We start from the raw sequence: 24782 nt of genomic DNA, 5'->3' as shown, positions 1-24782 counted from the left end.
CTCGAGGGGAGCCCCGCCCGATGATCCGAACCCTTCGCGTCGCCGCCCTCGCGGCCGTGCTCGCGCTCCCCGCCGCCGCCCTGCCCTCCGGGATCTCGGAGGCCTGGTACCTCGCGCGCGGGCGCGCCAACCTGCGCATCGGCAACTTCGCCGCGGCGGTGGAGGCCTACCGCAAGGCGCTCGCCGGGAACCCGGGCAGCCGCGAGGCCTCGCGCGGCGTGGCGCTGGCGCTGCTCCAGAACGGCGACACCGATCTCGCCGTCGCGGAGCTGGACCGGCACCTGGCGCGGTTCCCGGACGACGCGGAGCTGGCGTTCCGCCAGGCCGGGCTGCTGCAGTGGTCGCGCTACGCCTACCGCTCGAAGGACGCGGTGCGCTACCTGCGCATGGGCCTGGCGGTGCGGGACGACCCCGCCCGCCGGCGCGAGCTGGCGCGGCTGCTGGCGCGCGATCGCGGCACGCTGGGCGAGGCGCTCGCCGAGTACGACCGGCTGCTCGCGGCGGCCCCGGAGGACCGGACGCTGCGCGACGAGCGGCTGCGGCTGCTGCTCTGGGATCCGGGCCGGCGCGAGGCGGCGATCGACGAGCTGCGCCGCCGCCGGCGCGAGGCGCCCGGCGACGAGGCCGCGGCGCGCACGCTCGCGGGCCTGCTCGCCGCCGACGCGCGCAGCGCCGGCGAGGCGGTGGGGCTGTACGACGCGCTGCTGGCGCGGCGGCCCGACGACGCGGAGCTGGCGCTCGGGCGGGCCCGGGCGCTCGCCAGGGCCGGGCGGCGCGCCGAGGCACGCGACGCGTACGCGCGGGCCATCGCGTTGCGCCCCTCGGCGGAGGCGCGGCTGGAGCGGGCCGAGCTGCTCGCGGCCGACCCGGCCACCCGCGACGAGGCCCGCGCCGAGTACCAGGCGGTGCTGCGGGCCGAGCCGCGCTCGCGGCGCGCGCGCCTCGGGCTGGCGCGCGTGCTCGGCGCCCGCAAGGAGACGAGCGGCGAGGCCATCGCCGCCTACGAGACGGTCCTCGCGTCGGCGCCCCGGGACGCCGAGGCGCACCGCGGGCTCGCGCAGGCGTACGCCTGGAACGGCGACCCCGACCGCGCGCTCGCGCACGGTGACCTCGCCGGCCGCTACGGCCCGGCCCGGCCCGAGCTGGCGGCGCTGGAGCGCGACCTGCGCCGCGGGCGCGAGCCGGCCGCCGGCGCGCTGGGGCGGGCGCTGGCGCAGGCGGGCGGCGACTTCGCGTTCACGTCGGCGGGCGCGTTCGCCACCGGCCGCACCGACCCGACGCCGTTCACCACCGGCTCGGTGGAGGCCGGCGCCGCGGCGCACCGCGGGCCGGACGGCGCGCGGGCCGAGGGCGGGCAGGTGCGGGTCACCGGCCGCTGGCGTCCCGACCCGGCCTGGCGGCTCGACGCGGCGGGCGGGTGGGACGGCGCGCGGCGCGCCGGACAGGGGTTCCAGGGCGCGCTCGGCGTGGAGGGATCGCTGGGGGCCGCCACCCTGGTCGCGACCGTCTCGCGCGCGCCGCGCCTCGACTCGTTCCGCGCCTACGCCGGCGAGCTCGTGGACGGGCGCGTCGTCGGCGCCGCCTCCGAGACCGCCGCCGCGCTGCGGGTGGCGCTCGCCGGCCAGGACCTCCGGGGCGAGCTGTCGGCCCGGGCCGGCAGCGTGTCCGGCGCGGGCTTCCGCTCCGCCTTCACCGCCGGGGTCGCCGCCCGCGCCGACCGCGTGCTGGCCCGGCCCGGCGGCTTCGAGCTGGCCGCGGGCGGCGCGGTCGAGGCGGTGCACCACGCCCGGGATCTCTCCGGCGACGGTCCGGTCGCCGATCCGGCCGCGCCGCGCCTGTTCTCGCCCCCGCTGCACGCCACCGCCTCGCCGCGCCTCTCGCTGGCGCGCGACGACGGCCTGGCCGGGCGCCTCGTCCTCGACGCCGGCCCGGCCGTGCAGCTCACCACCGGCCCGCGCGGCGCGGTGCGCGCCGGCGGCGACGCCCGCGCCGCGGTGCTCCGCCGGATCGGGCGGCTCCAGCTCTCCGCCGAGGCCCGCTACGGCCGGCTCGCCTCGGTGCACTCGGCCTTCAGCGGCGCGCTCGGGGCGGAGCTTCTCTTTCCGTGAACACCGCGCCGCCCCTCCCCGCGCCGGGCTCGGCGCCGCCCGTCCCGAGGCCGGCCCACGCGCCCGGCACGCCGGGGCGCGTGCAGCCACCGCGCCCGCTCGCGGCGCCCGACGGCACGCCGGGACCGGCGCGCGACGCGGCCGAACCCTCGCGGACGCTGGCGGAGGTGCTGGCGGCGCGCCCGGATGCGGGGGCCGCGCTGGCGATCGCGCGCGGGGTGGTGGGCGCGGTGGCGGCGCTGCACGCGGAGGGGCGGGTCCACGGGGCGCTGCACCCGTGCACGGTCCGGATCGGCCCGGGCGGTGCGGTGGCGCTCGGAGCTCGCGGCGCGGCGCGCCCCGCGCTCGGCCCGGGCGCGCCGGTGGAGCGCGCCGCCTTTGCCGCGCCGGAGGTGCTCCGCGGCGCGCGGCCCGGGCGGCGCGCAGACGTGTTCTCCACCGCGGCGCTGGTGCAGGCGATCGTGTCCGGCGCGTCCCCCTTCGACGCGGCCACCGCGCTCGAGGCCGCCCACCGCGTGCTGTACCGACCGCCGGCGGCGCCGGGGCCGGCGGTGCCGCCAGCGCTGGAGGACGCGATCGCGGCCGCGCTCGCGAAGCCGCGCTGGCGCCGCCCGGGCAGCGTCGACCCGCTGCGCGCCGCGCTCGGCGCGCCGGCGCCCGGGACGGTGGAGGCCGCGCCGCCGGCGCCACCCGCCCGATCCCTCGATGCGCCGGCCGTCCTCGAGCCGGCCCTGGCCGCCACGCCGGCGCCGAGGCCGACCCTGGCCGTGACGCCGGCGCCGGCGCCGTCCACTGCTTCCGCCCCTATCGCCGGGTCGGAGCTGGCCGCCCGGGCGCGCGCCCGCCTCGCGCCGTTCGCCGCGCAGGCCCGCGCCCTGGCGGTGGGCGCGGTCACGTCCGCAGCCCGGCGCGCGCCCGCGCTCGGCGCCGCCGCGCTGCGCGGCCTCGGTCGCCTCCGGCCGCTCGCCCGGACCGCCCGCGCCCGCCTCCCCGCGACGCGCCGCGGCCGCGCCCTGCTGGCCGTCGCGCTCCTCGCCCTCGCCGGCCTCCTCGCCGTCCCGCGCGGCGAGGCCGACCTCGCCGCGAGCGTGGCCGCGCGCCTATCTGCCGGTGACGCCGCCGGCGCCCGCGCCCTCCTCGACGAGGCCGATCGCGCCGGCCGGCGCGGGCCGCTCCTCGACAAGCTCCGCGGCGACGTGGCCTGCGCCCGCCGCGCCTCCGGCGAGTGCCTGCGGCGCTACCGGCTCGCGCTCGCGGCCGAGCCCGCGCTCCGGACCGACCCGGTGCTCCGGCAGAACGCCCGGCGGCTGCTCGGCGCCGACGGCTGCGGGACCCGCCGCGCCGCCGCCGAGCTGATCGGCGAGCTGCGCGATCCCGAGGCGCTGCCGGCGCTCCGCGCAGCCCAGCGCGGCGGCGGCTTGCTGGCCTACTTCTGCACCGGCGACTCCATCGACCGCGCCATCCGCGAGGTCCGCGCCGACGCGCGGCCGTGATCGTTCACGGGGAGGCGGTCCGCCGCGCCAGCCAGCCGTGGATGAGGATGCTCTGGAAGCAGCGGACGGGCTCGTCGAAGCCGCCCGACGCGACGATGGCGGCGACCTCGTCCGGCGGGAGCACCGCCACCTCCTTGCGGAAGGTCTCGGACATCCGCGCGACCTGCTCCGCCGGCACGCCCGCGTGCAGCCAGGCCTGGCCCCACAGCGCGATCAGGCCGCCCTCCAGCGACGGCGCGGCCAGATCCGCCACCATGAGCGGCGCCCCGGGGCGCAGGCGGCCGGCGATCCCGCGGAAGAACGCCTGCCGCGCCGCGGGATCCACCAGGAACTGCGAGACGAGCAGCGCCGTCGCCCCGTCGTGGTCGCCGGGCTCGCCGGGGAGATCGTCGATGGTTCCCTCGTGGAAGCGGCACCGGTCGGCGACCCCCGCGGCCTGGGCGCGCGCGCGCGACAGCGCCGGAGCATGGGCTCGGAGGGATCGACCGCGGTGAAGCGCCAGCCCGGGAACGCCGCCGCGAGCGACAGGAGCTCCGCCCCGGTGCCCGCGCCGACGCAGAGGATCCGGGCCTGGGCGGGCAGCTCGCCGAGCGCGAGGCGGGTCACGAGGTGCAGCGCGTCGCGCATCGGGGCGAGCGCGGCGAAGCGCTCGTCGTACGTGGCCGCGTGCGCTTCGTCGAAAGGTCTCGGCATGACGGGGAGGCTAGCGATGCGCGCCGCCCGGCGGTAGGGCGCGGCGTGCGCCCGCATCGGCCGATCTTCCGGCGGGCGACCCGTCCGGTAGCCGTCCCACCGCGGCGGCCGGGAAGTACGCGCGCAGGATCCCACGGTACCCCTCCCCGGCCCGCGCGCGGCGCGCGGCGCCGGCCTGGCAGAGCCCTACCCCGTGGCCATGCCCGGCACCCTCCAGCACCGGAGGCCCGGCGCCGCCGGCGAGCCGGAAGCGCGAGCTCCGCACCACCCCGCGCCCCGCGGACGCGTCGGCGGCCCGCGCGAACGCATCGCCCCCGAGCGCCCAGCCGCCGCCGGCGCCCCCCACCTGCGTCACCCACCCGCCTGCGCCGGCGCGCACCGCGAGGTCCGCCGCGCCGAGCCGCGCCGGCACCGCCGCGGCGCCGGCCGGATCCGAGACCGCGAGCGCGGCGCGCACCGCCGCCGCCAGCGCGGCCGGGTCGAGCGCCGCGCGCCAGCGCGCCGGCGGGCAGCCCGGGTCGGCCACCGCCGCGGCGCCCGTCCCCGCACCGCCGAACGCCTGGCGCGGATCGGCGGTGTGGCCGCCGCAGGCGGCGTGGAACGGCGCCGCCGCCACGGCGCCGCCCGGCAGCCGGAGCACCTCGCCCGCGGTGGCGCGCGCCGCCGCCCGCGCGGCCGCCTCGTGCGCGCGGTCCGCCCCGCCGCCGCGGAGGAGCTGGCAATGCGCGAGATCGCAGCGGGCGCCCTCCGGGTGGCGCGGCGGCGCGGCGAGCGCGTACGACCGGGCCACCACCGCCAGCGCGCGCAGCGCCTCGCGCGGCGTGCCCGGCAGCGCCTCCGACGCGACCACGCCGGCCACGTAGTCCTCGAGCGCCAGCGTGGCGCGCACCCGCAGCACCCCGCGCTCGGCGCGGATCCGGAGCGCGGCGCGGTAGGTGCGGGGCCGGGCCGCGGGGCCGCCGCCGGGGACGATGCGCCAGGTGCGGGCCGGGAGCGAGAGCACCGCGCCCGCCGGCGCCCCGTCCAGCCGGAGCCCGTCGCCGGCGGCCGCGACCGAGCGCCGCCGCCCGCCGCCCTCCAGCTCGATGCGCCGCGGCGCGAGGCGGGCGAGCAGCTCGACCTCGATGGACGGCGCCGCCGCGGCGGAGGACGCGCCCGCCGGAGCCGCGGCCGACGGCGCGGCGGGCGAGGCGGAGCCGGGGCCCACCAGCAGGAGCACGCCCGCGACGGCCACCCTCCCCGCCGTCACTGCGCGCCCCGCACCGTGAAGGTGCTGACCGCGGCCGGCGCGGCGCCGCCGGGGAGCCACACCTCCAGCCGGTGGCGCCCGGGCCGGGCCTCGAGCCGCCCCGCGAACGGCGGCCCGAGCGCGAGGCGCTCGTCCCCGACCCGCACCTCCGCCCGCGCCGTGCCCGGCGGCAGCGCCAGCCGCAGCGGGATGCCCTGCGCGCCCGCCGGATAGCCCGCCTCGACCAGGTACTCGTCGCCGTCGGCGGGGAGGAGCACCCGCGCCGCGCCGGCGCCGGCGGCTCCCGGAGCGGGCCCGTCGGCCACGGCCGCGATCCCCTCGGCTCGCGCCCAGCCCAGCAGCTCCGGCCCGAGCGCCACCGGCGCGCCCGGGCCGCGCGCGTGCGCGCCGCAGGTCGCCGAGGGCGCCGTGCCGGGCAGGAAGACCTCGTCGAGCGCGCCCGGGCAACCAGGGCCTGCGCGCAGGCCGGTGAGCGGGCACACGCGGGCGCGGGCGAAGCGGCCGCGGTCCACCAGCGGCGCGGGCTCGATGCCGCGCATGGCGCGCACCATCACGCGGGCGAAGATGGGCCCGGCCCCGGTGATCCCGGAGACGCCCTGCATCGGGCGCCCGTCGAAGCTCCCCACCCACACCGCCACGGTCCGCTCGGCGGTGTAACCGGCGGTCCAGTTGTCCACGTACGCGCGCGAGGTCCCCGTCTTCGCCGCCACCGGGAACGGGAGCCGGAGCGCGTTGTGCACGCCGAACGCGGGCGCCCGCGCCGCCTCGTCGGAGAGGATCTCGCCGAGCAGCGCCACCGCGCCCGCCGGCAGGAACCGCCGCGGCGCGAGCTCTCCCGCCACCGCCAGCGGTCGCCCGGCCGCGTCGCGCGCGGCCCGCACCTCGCGGAGCGGCTCCAGCACGCCGCCGCGGGCGAGGCCGCGGTACGCGCGCGCCAGCTCGCGCAGGGTCACGTCGCCGTTCCCCAGCACCACCCCGGCGCCGTAGCGCTCGGCGCCGCCGTCCAGCGACTCGAAGCCGGCCGCCCGCAGCGTGCGCAGCACCCGCTCCGGCCCGAGCGCCTCGGCGAGCCGCACCGCGGGCACGTTGTAGCTGTTCTGCAGCGCCGCGCGGAGCAGCACCGGGCCGTGCGCCCGCCGGTCGTAGTTGCGCGGCACCCAGTCGCCGGTCGGGGTCGCGAGCCGCACCTCGACGTCGGACAGGACCGACGCCGCGGTCCAGCCGCGCGCGAGCGCCAGGCCGTAGGCGAACGGCTTCAGCGCCGAGCCCGGCTGGCGGCGCGCCCGCACGCCGTCGTTCTGGCCGAGCGCGGCCGCGTCGAGGAAGTCCGCCGAGCCGACGTACGCGAGCACCTCGCCGCTCGCGTTGTCCACCACGACGACGGCGGCGTTGCCGAGGCGCGGATCGCCGGCCAGCTCGGCGCGGACGAGGTCCTCCACGTCGCGCTGCAGGCCGCGGTCGAGCGTGGTCTCCACCTCGGCGGCGGCGTCGAGCCCGAGCGCGCCCAGCCGGGCCGAGAGCGCGTCCACCAGGTGCGGCGCCTCGAAGCTCCGGTCGGCCGGGGCGAGGTCGAGCGGCGCGTCCCGGGCCAGCCGCGCCTCCTCGGCGCCGACCAGGCCGAGCGCCTCCATCCGGCCGAGCACCGCCAGGGCGCGGTCGCGCGAGGCCTCGGGCCGCCGGAGCGGGTCGAGCGCGGTGGGCGCGCGCGCCAGCCCGGCGAGCAGCGCCGCCTGCGCCGCGGAGATCGTCCGCGCCGGACGGCCGAAGTACAGCCCGGCCGCCGCCTCCACGCCGTACAGGTCGCCGCCGAGCGGGACGCGGTCCAGGTACGCGCGGAGGAGCTCGTCCTTGCCGAGGTGCGCCTCGAGCCGCAGCGCCCACAGCGCCTCGAGCGCCTTGCCGCCCGCGGTGCGCGGGTGCGGGACGAGCGCGCGGGCGAGCTGCATGGTGAGGGTGGACGCGCCCGACACCACCCGCCGGTACCGGGCGAGCTGCCAGCCGGCGCGGGCCACCGCCAGCGGGTCCACGCCGGGGTGGCGGTCGAAGCGCGCGTCCTCCGCGGCGAGGAACGCGGCGCGGACCCGCGGCGGCACCGGCTCGCCCGGTGGCAGCGGCACGCTGCGCCCGTCCGCCCGCGAGGCCACCTCGCGCAGGAGCCCGCCGTCACGGTCCGTGAAACGCACCGCCGCCACCGGCCGGCGCTCGAGCAGCCCGTCCGGCAGCGGCCAGCCGACGAACACCGCCGCCGCGAGCGCGGCCACCGCGCCCAGGCCGGCGAGCGCGGCCGCGAGCCGCCCGAGGGCGGGGCGGAGGGCCCTCGCGGCCCGCTGGAACGCCTCCGGCACCGAGCCCCCTAGCGGCCGCCGCCGGCCCGCACCTCGAACGTGCCCGCGTCGGAGCGGCCGAACACCTCCGGCGCGTACATCTCCTCGGCCCGGGCCGGCGCGAGCAGGAACGTCCCGGGCGTGGTGGCGCGGGCAACGAACGTCGCCAGGTGGAGCCCCGGCGGCAGCGCGTCGGCGAACAGCACCAGCCGGTCGTCCCGCCGCTCCTGGTGGTTGAACGGGCTCCAGAAGCGGAACGCCCAGCCCTCCGGCGATCCCGCCTCCTCCTCCGACAGGTCCTCCGCCGACTCCCAGGCGTAGCCCTCGCCCGCCTCGGCGTCCTCGCCCTCGTCCCGGCCTGGCGCCGGCGCGGCCGCCACGGCGGCGGTGGTGGCGAGCGAGGTGTCCACGATCTCCAGCCCGGCGGGCACCGGCACCGAGACCGCCACGTGGTGCCGCTCCTGCGAGGTGCCGAGCCGCACCCGGATCCGCACCAGCTCGCCGGCCGCGACCGCGCGCACCTGGCCGCCCCCGGCATACGGCTCGATCCAGCGCTGCACGTGGATGCCGCGCTCGAGCGGCTCCCGCGGCAGCTCGGCGGGCGCCCAGCGCAGCACCGCGCCGTAGTAGAGGACGCCGCCGGTGCCGTCGCGCGCGAAGTCGAGCGCGCCGCCGCCGCGCGGCAGGCGCGACATGGGCAGCTCCCGGCGCACCGCCTCGACGCTCCGCCCGGCGAAGCGCGCCGAGGCCACCTCGGCGCCGGCGAGCGAGACCCGGGCGGTGAAGTCGGGCACGTCCTTCTCGCGGGCGCGCATCACCTCGGACAGCGCGAGCAGCGCGAACGCCGCCTCCTGCGTGTTGCGGAAGCGCCCGTCGGCGCGGCGGACCCCGGCGAGCCAGGCCGCCATCTTCGGCACGTACGGGTGATCGGGCAGGGTCGACGCGAGCGTCCCGAGCACGATGCCGGTGGTGCGGGTGTCGGACGACCAGAGCGGCGCGTACGTGCGCGGGTCGGCCTCCTCGAGGTGCGCCCCCGTGGGCGACTCCTTCACGTGGTTCAGCACCTCCTGCAGCACCCGCCGGCCCTCGTCGCGGCTGCCGGTGACGAGCAGCGCGTCCGCCAGCATCGCCTGCGAGAACAGCGGCAGCGCCGCCCGGCGCGCCACCAGCTCGGCGTGGAAGGAGGCCTTCGGGGCGCGGGTGCGCGCGAGCGCGTACAGCGCGAACACGCGGGTGGGATCGTCCGGGGTGGCGCAGGAGCTGCCGCAGCGCGTGCAGCGCCCGGCCGCCACGGTGCCGGCGAGGTACTTCTGCCCGCGCGAGAGCGCGGCGCGCTCCACCGGGTAGCCCAGCTCGGCGGCCCGGCCCAGCGCCAGCACCGCGTACGACGACGCCCACGGCGCCGAGCACTCCGAGGACGCCCAGTAGCGGTAGCCGCCGTCCGGCCCCTGCAGCCGCTCGATGGCCTTCACCGTCCGCCGGACCACCTCGTCCGGATCGTCGGTCTCCTGGATGCGGAACACCTCGTCGCCCAGCCACGCGCGCGCCCAGTCCGGCGGCGCCGGCGCGCGCTCGCCGGGCAGGTGACGCAGCCCGAGCCGACCCTGCAGCTCGCGCAGCGCGATGAACGGGACCAGCCGCGAGGAGAGCTGCTCCAGGCAGCCGTAGGGGTACTCCACGAGCTGCCGCATGCCCTCGGAGAAGCCGGCCAGCGCGGTGGAGGCGAGCCGCACCTCCAGGCCGCCCACGTCCGGCCGCGCCCCGGCCGGCGGCGCCAGCGCCTCGCGCCGGCGATCGCGCGTGTCGCCGGACACGGCGACCGCCTCCTGCTCCACCGCGAGCCGCACCGGGAGCCGCTGCTCCACGCCGTCCTGCCCGGCCGCGCCGCGCGCGGCGAAACGCAGCACCGCCAGGCCCGGCGCCTCGGCGCGGAACGCGAAGCGGACCTCCCGCGGCGCGCCGTCGAGCCGGACCTTCTTCACCGCCTGGCCGTCGAGGACGAGGCCGCTCGCCTCGGCGCGGACCTCCACCTCCTGCGCCGGCGCGCCCGGCGCGTGCACCACCACGCCGGCCTCGAACCGGTCGCCCACCCGCGCCAGCCGCGGCAGCGCCGGGAGCGCCAGGAGCGGCTTCGAGACGGTCACCTTGGACCGGCCCGCGCCCATCCGATCGCCGCGCGACACCGCCACCGCCATGATGCGCCAGGTGGTGAGGTTGTCCGGCGCCGTGAACCGCACCGTGGCCCGGCCGTCCGCGTCGGTGTGGACCTCCGGCGCGAACAGGACCGTGGTCTCGAAGCGCGTCCGGAAGCCGGCGCCCGCGCCCTCCCCGCCGCCGCCGCCGCCCGGCGACCTGCCCTTCTCGCCGTAGCGGGCCCGCTCCACCAGGTGGATGAGCGACTCGCCCAGGCGCACCGACAGGCCGCGCTCCGGGTGGACCAGCGCCACCGGGTCCGGCGGCTCGTAGCCGGTGAGCCGGAGGATGCCCTCGTCCACCGCCCACACGGTGACCTCGGCCGGCGTGCCCTTCCCGGCGTGGTCGGTGACGCGGATCTGCACCTCCACCGGCTCGCGCGGCCGCTTCTCGGCCCGGTCCGGCTCGAGCGCCACCTGGAGCCGCTTCGCGCGCCGCTCCACCGCGAGCTTCGCGTACCCCACGCGCACCTCGGGCCGGCCCGGATCGGCGCCCGCGCCGCCCGGCGCCTCGCCGCGCGCCTCCGCCGCGGCGACCCGGCCGCGCACCAGCAGCACCGACACGAAGACGTTCGGGATGTCCTCCTCGGTGATGGGCACCTCCAGCGTGGTGGCGCTGCCCTCCAGCGTCACCCGCCGCGCGGACCGCACGCCCTCGCGCTCGAGGGTGAGGATGGCCTCGGCGCGGGGGAACGGGCTCTTCACCAGCACCTTCGCCACCTCGCCCGGCTGGTAGCCCTGCTTGTCCGGCACGAGGTCGATGCGGCCGGTGTCCTCGCGCTGCCAGGACACCCAGCCCGGCCCGGTGGCGTAGAACGGGAACCGGGTGACCTGCGCGCGCCCCTGCGCGTCCTTCAGCGTGGCCTCGGCCACGTACAGCGCCGGCGCCGGCGGCGTGAACGCGCACGCCACCGGCTCCTCCCGCGTGCGCAGCGCGCAGCCGCCGGCCCGCTCCTCCACCACCTCGCTCTCGGTCACCCAGCGGCCGCCCACGCCCTTCTTGCGGATCCAGCGCCACTCCCGCTTCTTCACCACGAGCTCCACCGCGACCCCGGCCCGCACCGCGCCGTCCGGCGCCGCCGCGATCACCTCCAGCTCGCCCGGCCTCCCCGCCTCGGCGAACCCGGCGCCCTTGCGCCGCACGCCGGCGTACACCGCCGCCGGGTGGACGGTGACCGCGGCGCGGGAGGCGAGCCGCTGCCGGTTCACGTCGGTGACCTCGGCCTCGAGCGTCACCGCGAACGTCCGGCCGCCGGTGGCCTCGGCCTTGCCGGCGTCGATGGCGAGGTGGCCGGTGTCGCCGGTCTCGCCCGAGCCGGAGGCGACCACGTCCGCCGTCCGCCGGGGCGCCTCGTCGTCCCACCACCAGGTCTGCGGACCGAACGCGAAGCCCGGGTGCCCGGGCGGCTGGAACTCGATCGACTCGCGGCTGGCGGTCCAGCGCACCGCCGCCTTCGGCATGGCCCCGCCGAACAGGTAGCGGGCCAGCACCTCCGCGCGGAGCGGCTCGCCCGCGGTCACCTCGCGCGCCGGCGCGGTGACGTCCACCTGGAACTGCGGCGCGCGGTACTCCTCCACGCGGAAGCCGGCGTGGTAGGGCAGCACCGCCCCGCCCGCCTCCACCCGCGCACGCACCTCGAACGCGCCGAGCGGCGCGTCGCCCGGGATGGGCACCTCGACCGACCAGGTCGCGAACGGCGTCAGCGCCGCCTCGCCGGACCAGATCTCCTTGCCCCGCGCGCTCAGCACCGTCACCGTCGCCTTCCCGCGCGGCGGCGTCCCGATCCGGCCCAGCGCGCGGGTGCGGACGAGGCCCTTCAGGTGCACCTTCTCGCCGGGCCGGTAGATCCCGCGGTCCGCGAACACGCCGCCGAGCGGCCGCGGCTCGGTCCCGTCCCAGTCGGTGGGGACGTCCTGCGCCGCCGGATCGAGGCCGCCCGACCAGCTCGAGAGCGTGACGCCGAGGTCGCCGCCGGCCCGCGCCGAGACCAGCGCGAACGGCGTGGCCCACGGGTACTGCCGCTCCTTCCCGGCCGGCGGGATGACCTCCGCCAGCCCGGGCACCTCGGCGAGCCCGTCGGCGCCGGCCCGTCCGCGCCAGCGCTCGATGCCGTCGCGATCGTGCAGCGCGACGTCCGCGCCGGGCACCGGCTTCCCGTCGGAGAGCCGCGTCACCCACACCACGCCGCCGGTCGCGCCGAGCTTCGCGTGGACCGCGAGATCGGTGAGCTGGCCGACGATCCGCCGCTCGCGCCGCCACCGCTGCCAGGGCTGCTCGACGTGGATCTCCGGGGCCACCACCCGCACCGCGAACAGCGTGGTGCCGCGGCCCGCCAGCAGCTCGCGCACCGGGAGCGGCACGGTGCGGCCGGTGTTTCGCGGCCCCGCCACGTCCAGCGTGCGGGACACCGCCGGCCCGCCGCCCAGGTCGGCGCGATCCGGCCTCGCGAGCAGCCGCGCCAGCGCGGGCACGTCGAGCGGCGCGAGCGTCGCCTCCACCGTCGCGAGGTTGGTGGCGCCGACCGGCAGCGCCCCGTCCCCGCCCGCCTCGAGCAGCGCCAGCTCCTCGCCGGCGTCGAGCTCGGGCTCGAGGTCGGAGGTGTCGAAGGTCCGCTCGGACCGCTCCGCCAGGGCCTGGCCGAAGACGTCGCGGAGCGCCGGCCCGATCGCGATCCGGTAGCGGGTCCCGGGCGCGAACGCGGCCGGCAGGATCACCTCCGCGGCGCTCGCGTCCGGGCCGGTGACGTCCACCTCGTCCCAGTCGATCTTCACCGGCGGCGTGATGGTGATCGCGGCCGCGAGCGTGGCGCGGTCCACCGGGTTGGTGGTGCGGATCCGGACCGGGCCCCGCGGGCAGCGCTCCCCGCCCCACCAGCAGGGCTCCACCGCGGCGATGCGCAGCGGCCCGTAGGTCCGGAGCGCGAAGCGCGGCGCGCCCTCCAGCGTCAGCGGGCCCTCGGCGCCGGCGAGCGCGCCCTCGATGCGCAGCTCCACCGGCGTGTCGAGCGGGTACGGGCGCCGGGGCGTGACCTCGTACCGGACGCGGCGATCGCGGCCGGTGCGCGCGGCCGGCTCCGGTGTCGGCAGGCGGCGCCCGGGGGCGGCGGGCTTCTCGGCGGCGACCGGGATCTCCTTCAGCGCGTAGGGCCAGCCGTCCTCTCCGCCGACCTTCAGCCTGAGGTGGGCGGCGAGGTCCCGCACCGGCTGGTCGAGCACGAGCGACACCGGCTCGCCCGGCGCCAGCCAGCCGTAGCCCTCGCGCGGCAGGAGCCGCTGCACCGCCGGGCGCGGCGTCTCGAACGTGAACACGTAGGGCGCGGCGAGCGCGGCGCCGTCCACCGCGCGCAGGCCGGCCGGGACGGTGACGGTGAACCGCGTCGCGAGCGGGAGGAGCGCGCGCGGCACGAGCTCCACCGTGGCCGAGCCCAGCCAGCGCCACTCGCCCTCGACCGGCGGCGAGATCGTGATCGCGGCCGCGGGATCGCGGGCCGGGTCGCTCGCGCCGAGCGCCACCACCGGCCGCGAGAACGTGATGGCGGGCCGGACCTCGCCCTCCACCGGCCCCACCGGGCGCGCCGCCACCACCGCCAGCTCGCCGGCCGCGGCCAGCGCGCCCTCGGGGATGGCGAGCGGGGGCGGCTCGGGCAGCGGCGAGAGCGCCACGCCGTCCGGCGTCGGCGCGGGGCCGCAGCCGCGGCCGCAGGCGGTGAGGGCGAGGGCCGCCAGCAGGGCGGCGAGCGGGGTGCGGAGCATGGGTCCTCCCGGTCCGGGCGACGGCATTGCAGGCGGGAGGCCAGCGCTCGCCCCCGCGCCGTCCGGGAGGTTTCGGGCGCCGACCGCGGGGCCGTGTCCGCCGTGCCGCAGGTGCGCGCCGAGTAGGACACACCGCGGGCTGTGGGTGCAACGCTCGCGTGCGGCGCCGGGCCGCGCCCCGCGCCGGGATCAGCCGCGCGACCGGGCGCGGGCCACCGCCGCGCCGTCGCCCGCGCCCAGCAGCGCGTCGCGCAGCCCGCCGTCCACCGGCCGGCTCCCCAGCCAGATCGAGAAGAAGGCGCGCGCGAAGTCCGCCCCCTCCACCCGCGCCAGCGTGCGGCCGTTCAGCGACAGCTCGGTGCCGCGGCCGGGCGTGTAGGTGAGCGCGTAGCGATCGCCGGGCTTCAGCCCGACGTACGCCGCGCGGAGCCGCGCCAGGCGCGCGCCGAGCGCCCGCAGCACCTCCGGCCCGTGGGCGCGCTCCATCAGCCGGTCGGTGGCGCGCGCCAGCTCCGCCGCGCTCACGTTCACCAGGCACGCGATCTCGAGCCGGCGCGCCACGTCCGCCTCGGGCGGCGCACCCGGCGCCGCGGCGTCGAGGTAGTGCGCCGCCGCGTACACCTTCACGAACCAGCCCCACCGGAACAGCCCCGCCCCCTGCAGCTTGAGGTGCGCGCCGCCCGCGTCCTGCCACGGCGCGAACGCCGCGCCCGCCACCCGCACCGGCGCGTCGCCGGACGCGGCGGCGCGGCCCGGGAGCGCGAGCAGGAGGGCGGCCAGCGCCGCGGTGGAGGCCAGGGAGGGCACGCGAGGGCGGCGCATCCTGGCACGCCGGGCCGCGGAGGCCAGGTCCCTGGAAGGTCGAGTGGTCTCGGATCGGCTCATGGACGGGCGTGGCGGAGCCGCTGCTCCTCGCGGTACGGGAAGATGTCCACGATCTCCCCCGCCCGCAGCCGCGCCTGGATCTCGCGCCACCAGCGCCCGGTGAGCAGCTCCCCGTGGGCCCGCAGGAACACCTCGCGGAGCCGCCCCGTCAGCCCGAGGAACGGCAGCAGCTCCTCCGGGAACACGTCCGCTGGCCCGACGTAGAACGGCGGATCGCCGCCGTCGTAGCCGGCGTCGGGGCCGCCGCCCCACCCGTCCTCGCCGCCGTCGCCGGGCCCAGCGCCGGGGAGGTCGCGGAAGTTGCAGTCGGTCACCCGGGTGAGCTCGTCGTAGTCGTAGAAGATGACGCGGCCGTGGCGCGTCACGCCGAAGTTCTTGAGGAGCAGGTCGCCGGGGAAGGTGTCGGTGGCGGCGAGGTCGCGCAGCGCGCAGCCGAAGTCGAGCACCGCCTGGCGTGCCGTCCACTCGTCCGCCTCGCGGACGAACAGGTTGAGCGGGGTGACGCGGCGCTCGGCGTAGAGGTGCCGGATGGCCACCTCCCCGTCGGCCACGCGCACGCCGTCGCCGCACTCGGTGCGCAGCTCCTCGAGCAGCGCCGGCGCGAAGCGGCCGGCCGGGAACGCGAGGTGCTCGTACTCCTGCGCGTCCACCAGCCGCCCGGCGCGGTCGTGGCGGAACACGTGGCGGTACCGGTCCATCACCTCGCGCCGGGTGGTCTGCTTGGGCGGGGCGAAGCGATCGCGGATGACCTTGAAGATCACGTCGAGCCCGGGGAGCGTGAACACGCACATCACCAGCCCGCGGTCGCCGCGCGCCGGCACGAAGCGGTCCTCGCCCTCGGCCAGGTGGAGCGTCACCTCGCGGTACAGCTCTGCCTTGCCGTGCTTGTGGTAGCCGAGGCCGGTGTAGAGCTCCGAGCGCCGCTTCAGCGGCAGCAGCGTGGACAGGAACGCCACCATGGCGCGGGGGCGCTCCAGCGCCACGTGGAAGTAGGAGCGGGTGAAGCCGAAGACGATCGACACGTCCTCCTCGGTGAACAGGACCGCGTCGAGCGCGACGCCGCGCTCGCCGTGCGCGAGCGCCAGCACGAGCGGCGTCAGGTGCCGGCCGCGCCGGATCCGTCCGACCAGGTACGCGCCCTTCCCGCGGTAGAAGACCGGCCGCGCCAGCTCCACCGCCTCGATCGGCTGGCGATCCGGGAGGCCGCGAACGTGCGCGTCCAGCTCCAGGGCGGCGAGGCGCGCGTCGCGGGCGAGATCCTCGAACGGCGCGGAGATCGGGGTCGCGCGCAGGACGCGCGCGAGCAGCGCCTCGGTGGTCGCCTCGCGCGGGAAGGTGCGGTGCTGCGGCGGATCCTCGCGCGGCGGCGGCGCGTCCGCCGCCAGGAACTCGATGGCCGGGTCCACGCCGACCGTGGTGAACACGCGCCGCGTGACCGAGTTGAAGAACGACCCGGCGACCTCGAAGTCCGGCCTCGACCCGGCCGCCGCCTCGAACGCCTCCTTCGCGCGGCGCCACACCTCGCGGTCCTGGACCGCCCCGCCCAGCTCCGCCCGGACCTCGCCCACCGTCCGGTGCACCACGCCGTCGCGCAGGTCGAGCCGCTCCCGCGCGTCGCGCTGCGCGCCGGCCCAGTCGCGCGCCTCGAACCGCGCGCGGGCGCGCGCGGTGATGCGCGCGCGCTCGGCCTGGTACGCCTCGTACCCCGCCCGGATGGCCTCCGCCGCGCCCCGCGCGAGCGCGCCCCGCTCGTCGAGCATGCCAGGGGTTGTAAGGCCCGGGCGCCGCCACCGCCGGGAGCGCCGCGCGGGGCGGGCGTCGCCGGCGGGGCGGCCGCGCTCAGGCGGCCGCGGCGGCCGCCCCCTCGAACAGCGCCTTCCAGCGGGCGAGCGCCTCGGCGGGGAGGCCGTACGGCTGCACCAGCATGAGCGACCGGCCGTGCTCGGCCCAGGCCAGCTTCACGGTCGCGAACCCGCGCAGCGCCGGGTCGCACGCGATCTTCATCTCCAGCAGCACGTTCTCGGGCAGCGCGCGCGGCCCGGAGACCACGCACTGGGCCCCGCCCATCGCGCGGATGTCGAACACGTGCTCGGTGCCGCCGAGCCGCAGCGTCATGAGGTACGGCAGCGGGTGCCCCGCCGACGGGGCCGGACCCGGTGGCGGGGCGATCAGGCTCGCGCCCACGTCGGCCTTCCACGCCTCGGGACGCTCGAACGCCGCCACGAAGCCGGGCAGCACCTCGATGGCGCGGACCACCAGCGGCCGCTCCGCCGCGTCGAGCAGCGCCGCCTCGGCGAGGTCGTCGGCGGCGACCGAGGTCCGGTCCGCGAGCAGGCGCACCACCTCGTCCACCGCCGCGACCGTCTCCACGTACCGCGGGTCCGCCGCCGCGCCGATGCGCTCGGCGTGGTGCTGCGCGACGACGTCGGCCAGCACCGGCGGCAGCTCCCAGCGCGCCGCCATCACCACGCCCATCTCCACGTGGAACCGCTCGGCGATCGCGGCCCACTCCGAGGCCTGCCGCGGCACCGCGCCCTCGCGGCGCGCCAGCAGGTCCTCCAGGCAGGCGATGGCCACCACCTTGCCGAAGTCGTGCAGGAGGCCGGCCGAGAACGCGATCTCGGGGGAGAGGCCGCGCCCTCGCGCCAGCGCCTGGCAGAGGAGCGCCGAGGCGAGCGCGTCCATCCAGACGCGCCGGCGCAGCGGCGCGAGCCTCCCGGCCGCGAGCACGTGCGCGCCCAGCCCCGAGGCGAGCGCCAGCCGGGCGACGTCCGTCGCGCCGATGCGCTGCACCGCCTGCTTCACCGAGGCCACCGGCGCGCCGCGGGCGTAGAGCGCGGCGTTCGCGCACCGGAGCACGTCGGCCGCGAGCACCTGGTCCGACGCCACCAGCCTCGCGAGATCGTCGAGGCCGTAGTCCTGCGTGCGCAGCAGCGCGTCGATCTGGAACGCGACCGCGGGATAGGGCGGGACCTTCACCTGCTGGCGCGCCACGAGGTCCACCATGGCGCTGTCGAGATCGGTCATGCGCCGGCAGTGTATCGCAGCGACGCGATCAGATGGGTGGCCGCGCGCGCGCGCCGTAGCCCGTCAGCTCGACGTATCCCTCGCCCGCGGCGCGGCCGTCCGGACCCGTGAGTCGCACCGGCCCCTCCCAGTAGGCGAGCCCCGGCACGCGCGCGGAGACGTTCTCCGCCGCCTCCAGCTCGGGTCGCACCGTGAGGCGGATCCCCGCCGACGGGATCGTGACGGTCCAGCCGAGCGGGTACTCGGCGCCGGTGGCCGGGCTGCGCCAGCGCCCGAGCGGCTCGGCGCGCCAGGCGTCCGCGTCGAGCCACCGCACCGCGCCGTCCGGCGTCACCAGCGTGGCGCGGCGGAAGTCCACGGTGCCGTCGGCGCGCCGGAGCGCGTACAGCATCAGGTCGCGCCCGTCGGCGAGCCGGAGCGCGAACCAGTCCCAGCCGACCTGCGCGGGCGCGAGCTGGGACGAGCCCATCTCCCGGTCCATCCAGCTCGTCCCGCGCACCGCGCGCGCCCGGCCGCCCAGCGAAACGGTGCCGGAGGTCGCCATCCGGGTGAACGAGTAGTAGAGGCTGGCGTGGCCGGGCGCGACGGCCTTGCGGCTGTAGCCGTTCGGCCCCTGCAGCACGACCGGGCGCTCCGGCCGCGCCACCAGGTCGAGCGCGATCCCCTGCGCGTCGTCGCGGGCCGAGAGGGTGAACGTCCCGTCGTCGCCGAGCGCGAGCGCCCAGCGGCCCGCGGTGCCGGGCGGCGCGACGGCCCAGGCCAGCACCGGCTCGCCCGTCGCCCCGAAGCCGCCCAGCATCGGGACCTCGCGCCAGAGCACCTCCGAGAAGCGGTGCGTCCCCGCGCGCGGGTCGGTGATCGCGAGGTGCGCCATGACCGCGCCGCCGGTCGCCCAGGCGGACGCGAGCGCCGGCGGATCGCGCACCAGGCCCACGCGGAAGAACGTCACCTGGTAGCCGAGCCGGTGGCCGGGCGCGGCCGCGTCCTCCAGCGTGCCCGTGAGGTACCACCACTCGTTCCGGTACTCCGGATGCGCGTGGTGGTCGCGCGGGAAGCTCCAGCGGTGCGAGGGATCGGCCGGCGCCCAGGCCCCGCCGCCCCGGCCCTCCGACGCGCTCGCAGCGTCGGGCGCGGGCGCAGACTCCGTCGCGCGCGCCGCGGTGGCGCCGCCCGCGTCGGTGCCCAGCGAGGCCGCGAGCGCGAGGGCGAGCAGGCTAGAGCGCATCGCGGGAGAGCTCCTGCGCCGGGGTGCGGCTCGCCGCGAGCGCCGGGTACAGGCTGGCCGCCGCGGCGGCGGCGAGGATGGCGAGCGCCTCGAGGGCGAGCGCGCGCAGCGGGACGGAGATCCCGAGCGTCCAGCCGAAGAACGCCGGGTTGACCGCGCGCACCAGCACGATCGCGAGCGCGCCGCCGCCGGCCAGCCCGAGCAGCAACCCCGCCCCGCCCACCGCCAGCCCGCGCCCCAGGAACACCCGGAACAGCTGCCCGCGGCTCGCGCCCAGCGCCCGGTACAGCGCCAGCTCGGCGCGCCGGTCGCGCGCCAGCACCAGCAGCGAGAGCGTCACCCCCGCGGCGGCGATCACGAGCCCCATGGCCTCGAGCAGCCGCGTCACCGCGAACGTCTGCTCGAAGATGGCGAGCACCTCGGCGCGGAGCGTGCGGTTGGAGCGGATCTGCAGCGCGGCGCCGGGGAGCGCGGCCCGCAGCGCCGCCACCGCGCGCTCCGGGTCGGCGCCGGGGGCGAGCGTGAGCGCGGCGTTGGAGGGGGCGCCCGGGCCGAACGCGCGCGCGTACGCCTGGAGGTCCATCAGCACCGCCCCGCCCTCGGCGCCGTAGTCGCGGTAGACGCCGGCCACCGGGAAGCGCACCGGGCCGGCGCGGCCGCGCAGCGCGAGCGTGGCCCCGCGCGCGAGGCCAGCCTTGCGCGCGAGCGGCTCCGACACCAGCACCGCGCCGTCCACGTGGAGCGCCCGCATCGCGGCCGCCGCGTCGCCGCCCACCAGCACCACGCGCTGCCCGGCGCCGGCGAGCGCGGCCTCCACGCCGGACACCTGCACGCGGCGGCCGTCGGCGGTGTAGCCGGTGTGCTGCCGCAGCACGTCCACCGACCGGACCCCCGGATGCGCGCGCAACGTCGCGAGCACGTCGGGCGCGAGCGTCGCCTCGCTGCGCGCCCGGCGCCAGGAGGGCGTGGTCACGTACACGTCGGCGCGCAGCGTGGCGTCGAGCCAGCGCTCCACCGTGTCGCGGAAGCTCCCCACCATCACGGTCACGCCGGCGAGCATGGCGACCGCCACCGCCAGCGCGCCCGCCGCGGGCGCCGAGGCCGAGAGCCGCCCGCCCAGGCTGCGGAGCCCGTACGCGATCCCGAGCCGGTGCGGGAGGCCGGCGCGGCCCAGCGCGCGGAGCAGCGCCGGCGTGGCGAGCGGCACCGCCACCAGGATGCCCACCGCCGGCGCGAAGCCGGCCGCGGCGACCCGCTGACCCGCGATCACGTACACGGCCAGCCCGCCCGCGAGGGCGGCGAGCCCCGCCGCCAGCAGGCGCCCGGCGCGCGCCCCGGCGCCCTCCTCCAGCGTGATCGAGGCGAGGAGCGCGCGCGGGTCGGCGCGGGCCGCGTCGAGCGCCGGCCAGAGGGCGCCCGCCAGCGCGCCGGCCAGCCCGGTGGCGGCGGCCAGCGCGACCAGGCCCGGCGTCAGCGCCACGCGGTCGATCCCCTCCAGCAGGTAGAGGTTGCGGACGGTGCCGGAGACCGCGCCCACGTTGGCCCGCGCCGCGAGCCAGCCCAGCGGGACGCCCGCGGCCGTGCCGAGGACCCCGAGCAGCGCCGCCTCGCCGAGCACGAGCCCCAGCACCTGCGCGCGGGTGGCGCCGACCGCCCGCAGCAGCCCCAGCTCCTCGCGCCGGCGCGCCAGCGAGGCGCGCACCGAGGCGTAGACCAGGAACCCGCCCACCAGCACCGAGACCAGCGACAGCGCGGTGAGGTTCAGGCGGAAGGCCGAGAGCAGCCCCCCGGCCTCCACGGTGCGCTGCTCGGGCGTGGCCACGCGCGCGCGCTCGCCCAGCACCGCCGAGAGCCGCTCCGCCAGCGTCGCCGGCGCCACGCCCGGCGCGGCCCGGACGTCGATCTGGTGGATGCGACCGCGCGTGCCGAGCAGCCCCTGCGCCTGCCCGATGTCCATCAGCGCCAGCCGGCGGCTCGCCAGCGGCGCCGCCGCCTGGAAGTCCACCCGCGCCCCCAGCACCAGCCGCGCACGGCGCGAGCCGAGGGACACGTCGATCCGGTCGCCCACGCGCCAGCCCATCTCGTCCGCCCAGGCCGGCGTCACCGCCACCCAGCCCGGCGTGCCCAGGGCGCCCTGGAGCGCGCCCGGCGGCAGCGCCGTCGGGCCGCGCGCCGCGCCGAGCAGGTCGGCGCCGACGAGCTCCAGCGACGCGCCGGGCCGCCCCTCCACCACCGCGTCGGCCCGCCAGAGCGGGCGCGCGGCCGCCACCCCCGGCACCGCCAGCACCTCCGGGAACAGCGCCTCGTCGAGCGCGCCGGTCCAGCCCAGCACCGACAGGTCGGCGTCGCCGGAGACCGCCCGCACCGTGCCGGCGAACGCGCCCAGCGCGCTGCCGTTCAGGATCTGGATCGAGAGGACCGCGCCGACGCCGAGCGCCACGCCCGCCACCGAGAGCAGGAACAGCGCCTTGCCGGCCCGGAGCTCCCGCCCCACGGCGCGCGCCAGGTAGCCTCTCACGGCGCGGTCACCCGCCCTGCTCCAGGCGGCCGGCGTGCAGGATCCAGGTGGCGTCGGCGAGCGCCGCGAGCTCGCGGCTGTGCGTCACGTACAGCACCGCGCTCCCCTCCTCGCGCGCGAGCCCGAGCAGCAGGTCCATCACCGTCTGCCCGTTCGCCTCGTCCAGGTTCCCGGTCGGCTCGTCGGCGAGGAGCAGCTTCGGGCGGCGCAGCAGCGCCCGGCAGAGCGCCACGCGCTGCATCTCGCCGCCCGAGAGCTTCTGCACCGCCTCGCGCGCGCGCCCCTCCAGCCCCACCCGCTCGAGCAGCTCCCGGGCGCGCGCCGCGGCCCCGCCGGGCGGGTCGCCGGCGACCAGCGCCGGCACGAGCACGTTGTCCTCCACCGAGAGGTGCGGCAGCAGGTGGAAGAACTGGAAGACGAGGCCCACGTGGTCGCGCCGGGCCCGGGTGCGCTCCGCGTCGGGGAGCGCGCCCAGCGAGCGTCCGAGGAGCAGCACCTCGCCGGAGGTGGGCGCGTCGATGCCGGCGGCCAGGTGGAGCAGCGTGGACTTCCCCGACCCGCTCCGCCCGGTGATCGCCACCGCGCGGCCGGCGGGCAGCTCGGCCGAGACGCCGCGCAGCACCGGCAGCGGGACGCCGCCGGCCCCCGCGAAGGTGCGGGTCACTTCACGGAACGTGAGCACGGGCGCCATGCGCGCCCCGATCCATGCCGCGGCGGGGCGGCGGGTTCAAGCGGCGCGTCGGGCCTCGGGCGCGGAGCCCTCTCGCGGCCTCACAGCTTCCCGTTCGCGTGGGGCCCGTCGCGAGGCACGCGATGGCGTCGCCGAGCCGGGCACACGAGGACCGAGCAGCGCAGGCGTGCCCGTAGGCACGTCGAGCAGCGCAGGGACGAGTCTGCCCGGCGCAGGCAGCCAGCGTGCGCCGCAGCAGGGCTCCACGCGAATGGGCGGCGCGCTCAGGCCCGGCGCACGCGGGCCGGCGGCTCGGCCAGCCGCGCGCGGATCTCGGCCAGCACGAGGTCGGCCGGGTCCTGGCCGAGGAGGGTGCGAAGCATGGGGCGGAGCGCGTCCAGCAGCGCCGGCACGTCGGCGCGCGTGAGGTCCTCGGGCCGGCGCGCGAGGGCGCGGTCCGCGAACGTGCGCACCGCGGTGCGCGCGGTGTTCGGGCCGAGGCAGGTCGCAAGCGACGCGGCGATGATCTCGGCTGGTGAGCGCTCCTCCCCCACGATCCGATCAGGGTAGCGTGCGGCCCTGACGGCGGGCAAGGCGCGAGGGGCGCGCCTGGGCGGCGGGCGTGTACGCCTTGCCGCGGGGCCTGCGTCCGTGGACACCCGCCCCGGCCGGCGCTAGAACGCGCAGTCGTGTCCCACCCCGCTCCCCGGCCGCCGGGCCGCCCGGCGTTCCTGCCGGTCGCGCTCGCGATCTCGACGGTGCTGGCGGCGGCCGGTGCGGTGGCGTGGGAGCGCACCCCGGCGCGTCGCGCCCGCGCCGCGGCGGCCCGGGCGGAGCGCGCCGGACCCAGCCCGCACGGCCGTCCCCTGCGCCCGGCACGCCTGCTCTCCCGCGGCGCCCAGGTCGCGGCCAGCCGCCCCGGCGCCGCGGTGCTGGTGGACGGCGTCTATCGCGGCGAGGCCTGGTCGGGCGGCTTCCCCACGCCCGCGGCGCCGGCCTGGGTCGCGATCCGCATCGGCCGCGGCCCGAGCCGCGTGCTCCTCTCCTGGACCTCGTCCCACAACCACGACTACCGCGAGCAGCAGTACGGCGCGCCGGTGGACTACCGCATCGAGACCTCGGCCGACTCGCGGGACGGCCGGGACGGCACCTGGCGCACCGCCGTGGAGGCCCGCGGCAACCCGGTGCGCAGCCGCGCCCACGCGCTCGACTTCACCGGCCAGCGCTGGGTGCGGCTGGTGGTCACGGCGCTGTCACCGACCGTGAACCCGTGGGGCCTGTTCCTCGACGAGATCGACGTCCACGACCTCTCCGTCGGCGGCGACGACGTCTGGGTGTTCCTCGGGGACAGCATCGGCGCCGGCGTGTTCGACCGCGCCGCGGCGCACCGGCCCAGCTTCGCCGACGCGATCGCCCGGGCGCACCCCGGCTACCAGCCCGCCATGATCGACGCGGGCTTCTGCCGCGCGCGGACCTGGGAGGTGGCCGAGCGGATCGACGAGGTGCTGGCGCTCAACCCGGACGCGAGGGTGTTCGCGATCGTGCTCGGCGCGAACGACGGGGATCTCCCGCGGCTCCGCGCCGGCCTCGAGCGCATCGTCGAGCGCGTCCGGGCGGCCGGGCGCATCCCCCTGGTGGCCCGGATCCCGTTCCAGACGCGGTACGGGTACGACTGGGTCGCGCAGAAGAACGCGGTGGTGGACGCGGTGGTGGCAGCGCAGGGGCTGCTGCCCGGGCCGGACCTGTACGCGTGGTTCCGCGACCGTCCGGACCGGCTCGCCGACGGGCTCCACCCCGACGCCGAGGGGGCGGTGGCGATGAGCCGGCTGTGGGCCGAGGCGGCGGCGCCGCTGTACCCGCCGCCGTGACGAGGCCGGGCCGGGACGCGCGGTGGCGGCCGGGGCCGGGGCGTGCTTCACTCGCGCGCGCATGAAGCCCCTGCTCGACTTCGGCCTGCTCGTCTTCGTGTCGATGTTCACCATGATGGGCCCGGTGGGCGTGCTCCCGCCGTTCGTGTCGATGACGTCCGGGCTGTCCGGGCCCGAGGCGCGGCGGGTCGCCCGGCGCGCCACCATCACCGCGCTCTGCGTGCTGCTCGTGTTCGCCCTGGGCGGGCAGCTCGTCTTCCGGTTCTTCAACATCTCGGTGAACAGCCTGCGGGTGGTGGGCGGAATCATCCTGCTGCTGGTCGGCTACGAGATGCTCCAGGCGCGCCCGTCGCGGACCAAGCACGACGAGCCCGACCCGGAGGGCTACGCCGAGGACATCGCCATCACGCCGCTCGGGATCCCGGTGATCGCCGGGCCCGGCGCCATCACCACGGTGATCATCCTGATGAGCGAGGCGCACGACCTCGCGCGCAAGGCGGTGCTGCTCACGGTGCTGCTCGGGCTGCACGTGCTCACCTACGCCATGCTCGTCTCCGCGAAGCCCCTGCTCGCGTTCCTCGGCCCCAGCGGGAACAAGGTGCTGGTCCGGATCATGGGCCTCATCGTGATGGTGATCGCCGTCGAGTTCTTCTTCGCCGGCCTGAAGCCCATCGTCCGCGACATGCTCGGCCGCTGAGACCCGACCCAGAGTCATCCTGACGCAGGCGATGACGCGGTCGGCCGCCACCTGACCGGAAAACCGCCGGTGCTGCGAGC

At 78.8% G+C, this 24782-nt stretch carries 16 protein-coding genes; 4 read left to right on the top strand and 12 right to left on the bottom strand.

Annotated features, from left to right (window positions below; genetic code table 11):
• Positions 1-20 precede the first annotated feature (20 nt).
• Together ANAEK_RS09250 and ANAEK_RS23145 are read left to right on the top strand one after the other, a co-directional pair.
• Complete coding sequence (locus ANAEK_RS09250; protein ID WP_012525890.1) at positions 21-2108, top strand: tetratricopeptide repeat protein; 2088 nt, start codon at positions 21-23, stop codon at positions 2106-2108.
• Complete coding sequence (locus ANAEK_RS23145; protein WP_012525889.1) at positions 2105-3601, top strand: serine/threonine protein kinase; 1497 nt, start codon at positions 2105-2107, stop codon at positions 3599-3601. The genes ANAEK_RS09250 and ANAEK_RS23145 overlap by 4 nt, the downstream gene beginning before the upstream one ends.
• A gap of 4 nt (positions 3602-3605) precedes the next feature.
• On the opposite strand, the gene ANAEK_RS23310 is transcribed toward ANAEK_RS23145, so the two are convergent.
• The 12 genes from ANAEK_RS23310 to ANAEK_RS09190 all read right to left on the bottom strand — a co-directional run bounded on the left by ANAEK_RS23310 (position 3606) and on the right by ANAEK_RS09190 (position 22691).
• Positions 3606-3926, bottom strand: coding sequence for a hypothetical protein (locus ANAEK_RS23310; RefSeq protein ID WP_232288475.1), 321 nt, complete (start codon positions 3924-3926; stop codon positions 3606-3608).
• Positions 3815-4228, bottom strand: a complete 414-nt coding sequence (locus ANAEK_RS23305; protein ID WP_232288441.1) for a class I SAM-dependent methyltransferase — start codon at positions 4226-4228, stop codon at positions 3815-3817. The genes ANAEK_RS23310 and ANAEK_RS23305 overlap by 112 nt, the downstream gene beginning before the upstream one ends.
• A 76-nt stretch (positions 4229-4304) precedes the next feature.
• Positions 4305-5528 (bottom strand): SpoIID/LytB domain-containing protein, encoded by a 1224-nt coding sequence (locus ANAEK_RS09235; RefSeq protein ID WP_232288415.1) that lies wholly within the window; start codon positions 5526-5528, stop codon positions 4305-4307.
• Positions 5529-5539: 11 nt separating this feature from the next.
• Complete coding sequence (locus ANAEK_RS09230) at positions 5540-7888, bottom strand: transglycosylase domain-containing protein (protein WP_012525887.1); 2349 nt, start codon at positions 7886-7888, stop codon at positions 5540-5542.
• An 8-nt stretch (positions 7889-7896) separates the two neighbouring features.
• Positions 7897-13812: an Ig-like domain-containing alpha-2-macroglobulin family protein gene (locus tag ANAEK_RS09225; RefSeq protein WP_012525886.1), complete on the bottom strand. Its 5916-nt coding sequence runs from the start codon at positions 13810-13812 to the stop codon at positions 7897-7899.
• Positions 13813-14001: 189 nt separating this feature from the next.
• Positions 14002-14619 carry a chalcone isomerase family protein gene (locus tag ANAEK_RS09220; protein WP_232288414.1) on the bottom strand — a complete coding sequence of 206 codons (618 nt, stop codon included), beginning with the start codon at positions 14617-14619 and terminating at the stop codon, positions 14002-14004.
• Between the two features lie 74 nt (positions 14620-14693).
• Positions 14694-16457 carry a bifunctional isocitrate dehydrogenase kinase/phosphatase gene (aceK, locus tag ANAEK_RS09215; RefSeq protein WP_012525884.1) on the bottom strand — a complete coding sequence of 588 codons (1764 nt, stop codon included), beginning with the start codon at positions 16455-16457 and terminating at the stop codon, positions 14694-14696.
• Between the two features lie 79 nt (positions 16458-16536).
• A complete protein-coding gene (locus ANAEK_RS09210; RefSeq protein ID WP_012525883.1) occupies positions 16537-17724 on the bottom strand; it encodes an HDOD domain-containing protein in 1188 nt (395 codons plus the stop codon).
• A gap of 28 nt (positions 17725-17752) precedes the next feature.
• Complete coding sequence (locus ANAEK_RS09205) at positions 17753-18949, bottom strand: lipocalin-like domain-containing protein (RefSeq protein ID WP_012525882.1); 1197 nt, start codon at positions 18947-18949, stop codon at positions 17753-17755.
• Positions 18939-21467 (bottom strand): FtsX-like permease family protein, encoded by a 2529-nt coding sequence (locus tag ANAEK_RS09200; protein WP_012525881.1) that lies wholly within the window; start codon positions 21465-21467, stop codon positions 18939-18941. The genes ANAEK_RS09205 and ANAEK_RS09200 overlap by 11 nt, the downstream gene beginning before the upstream one ends.
• A 7-nt stretch (positions 21468-21474) precedes the next feature.
• Positions 21475-22158 carry an ABC transporter ATP-binding protein gene (locus tag ANAEK_RS09195; protein WP_012525880.1) on the bottom strand — a complete coding sequence of 228 codons (684 nt, stop codon included), beginning with the start codon at positions 22156-22158 and terminating at the stop codon, positions 21475-21477.
• A 263-nt stretch (positions 22159-22421) separates the two neighbouring features.
• Positions 22422-22691: a hypothetical protein gene (locus ANAEK_RS09190; protein ID WP_012525879.1), complete on the bottom strand. Its 270-nt coding sequence runs from the start codon at positions 22689-22691 to the stop codon at positions 22422-22424.
• A 135-nt stretch (positions 22692-22826) separates the two neighbouring features.
• Between ANAEK_RS09190 and ANAEK_RS09185 the strand changes: the two genes are divergently transcribed.
• Both ANAEK_RS09185 and ANAEK_RS09180 read left to right on the top strand, forming a co-directional pair.
• Positions 22827-24005, top strand: coding sequence for a GDSL-type esterase/lipase family protein (locus tag ANAEK_RS09185; protein WP_012525878.1), 1179 nt, complete (start codon positions 22827-22829; stop codon positions 24003-24005).
• A 61-nt stretch (positions 24006-24066) separates the two neighbouring features.
• The gene (locus tag ANAEK_RS09180; protein ID WP_012525877.1) at positions 24067-24702 is read left to right on the top strand and encodes a MarC family protein; all 636 of its coding nucleotides are present in this window, start codon (positions 24067-24069) and stop codon (positions 24700-24702) included.
• Positions 24703-24782 lie beyond the last annotated feature (80 nt).

It is taken from the genome of Anaeromyxobacter sp. K, from assembly GCF_000020805.1.
Classification (GTDB): domain Bacteria; phylum Myxococcota; class Myxococcia; order Myxococcales; family Anaeromyxobacteraceae; genus Anaeromyxobacter; species Anaeromyxobacter dehalogenans.
Note: the sequence above shows the minus strand (reverse complement) of the source record. Positions and strands in the feature narration are given on the sequence as shown.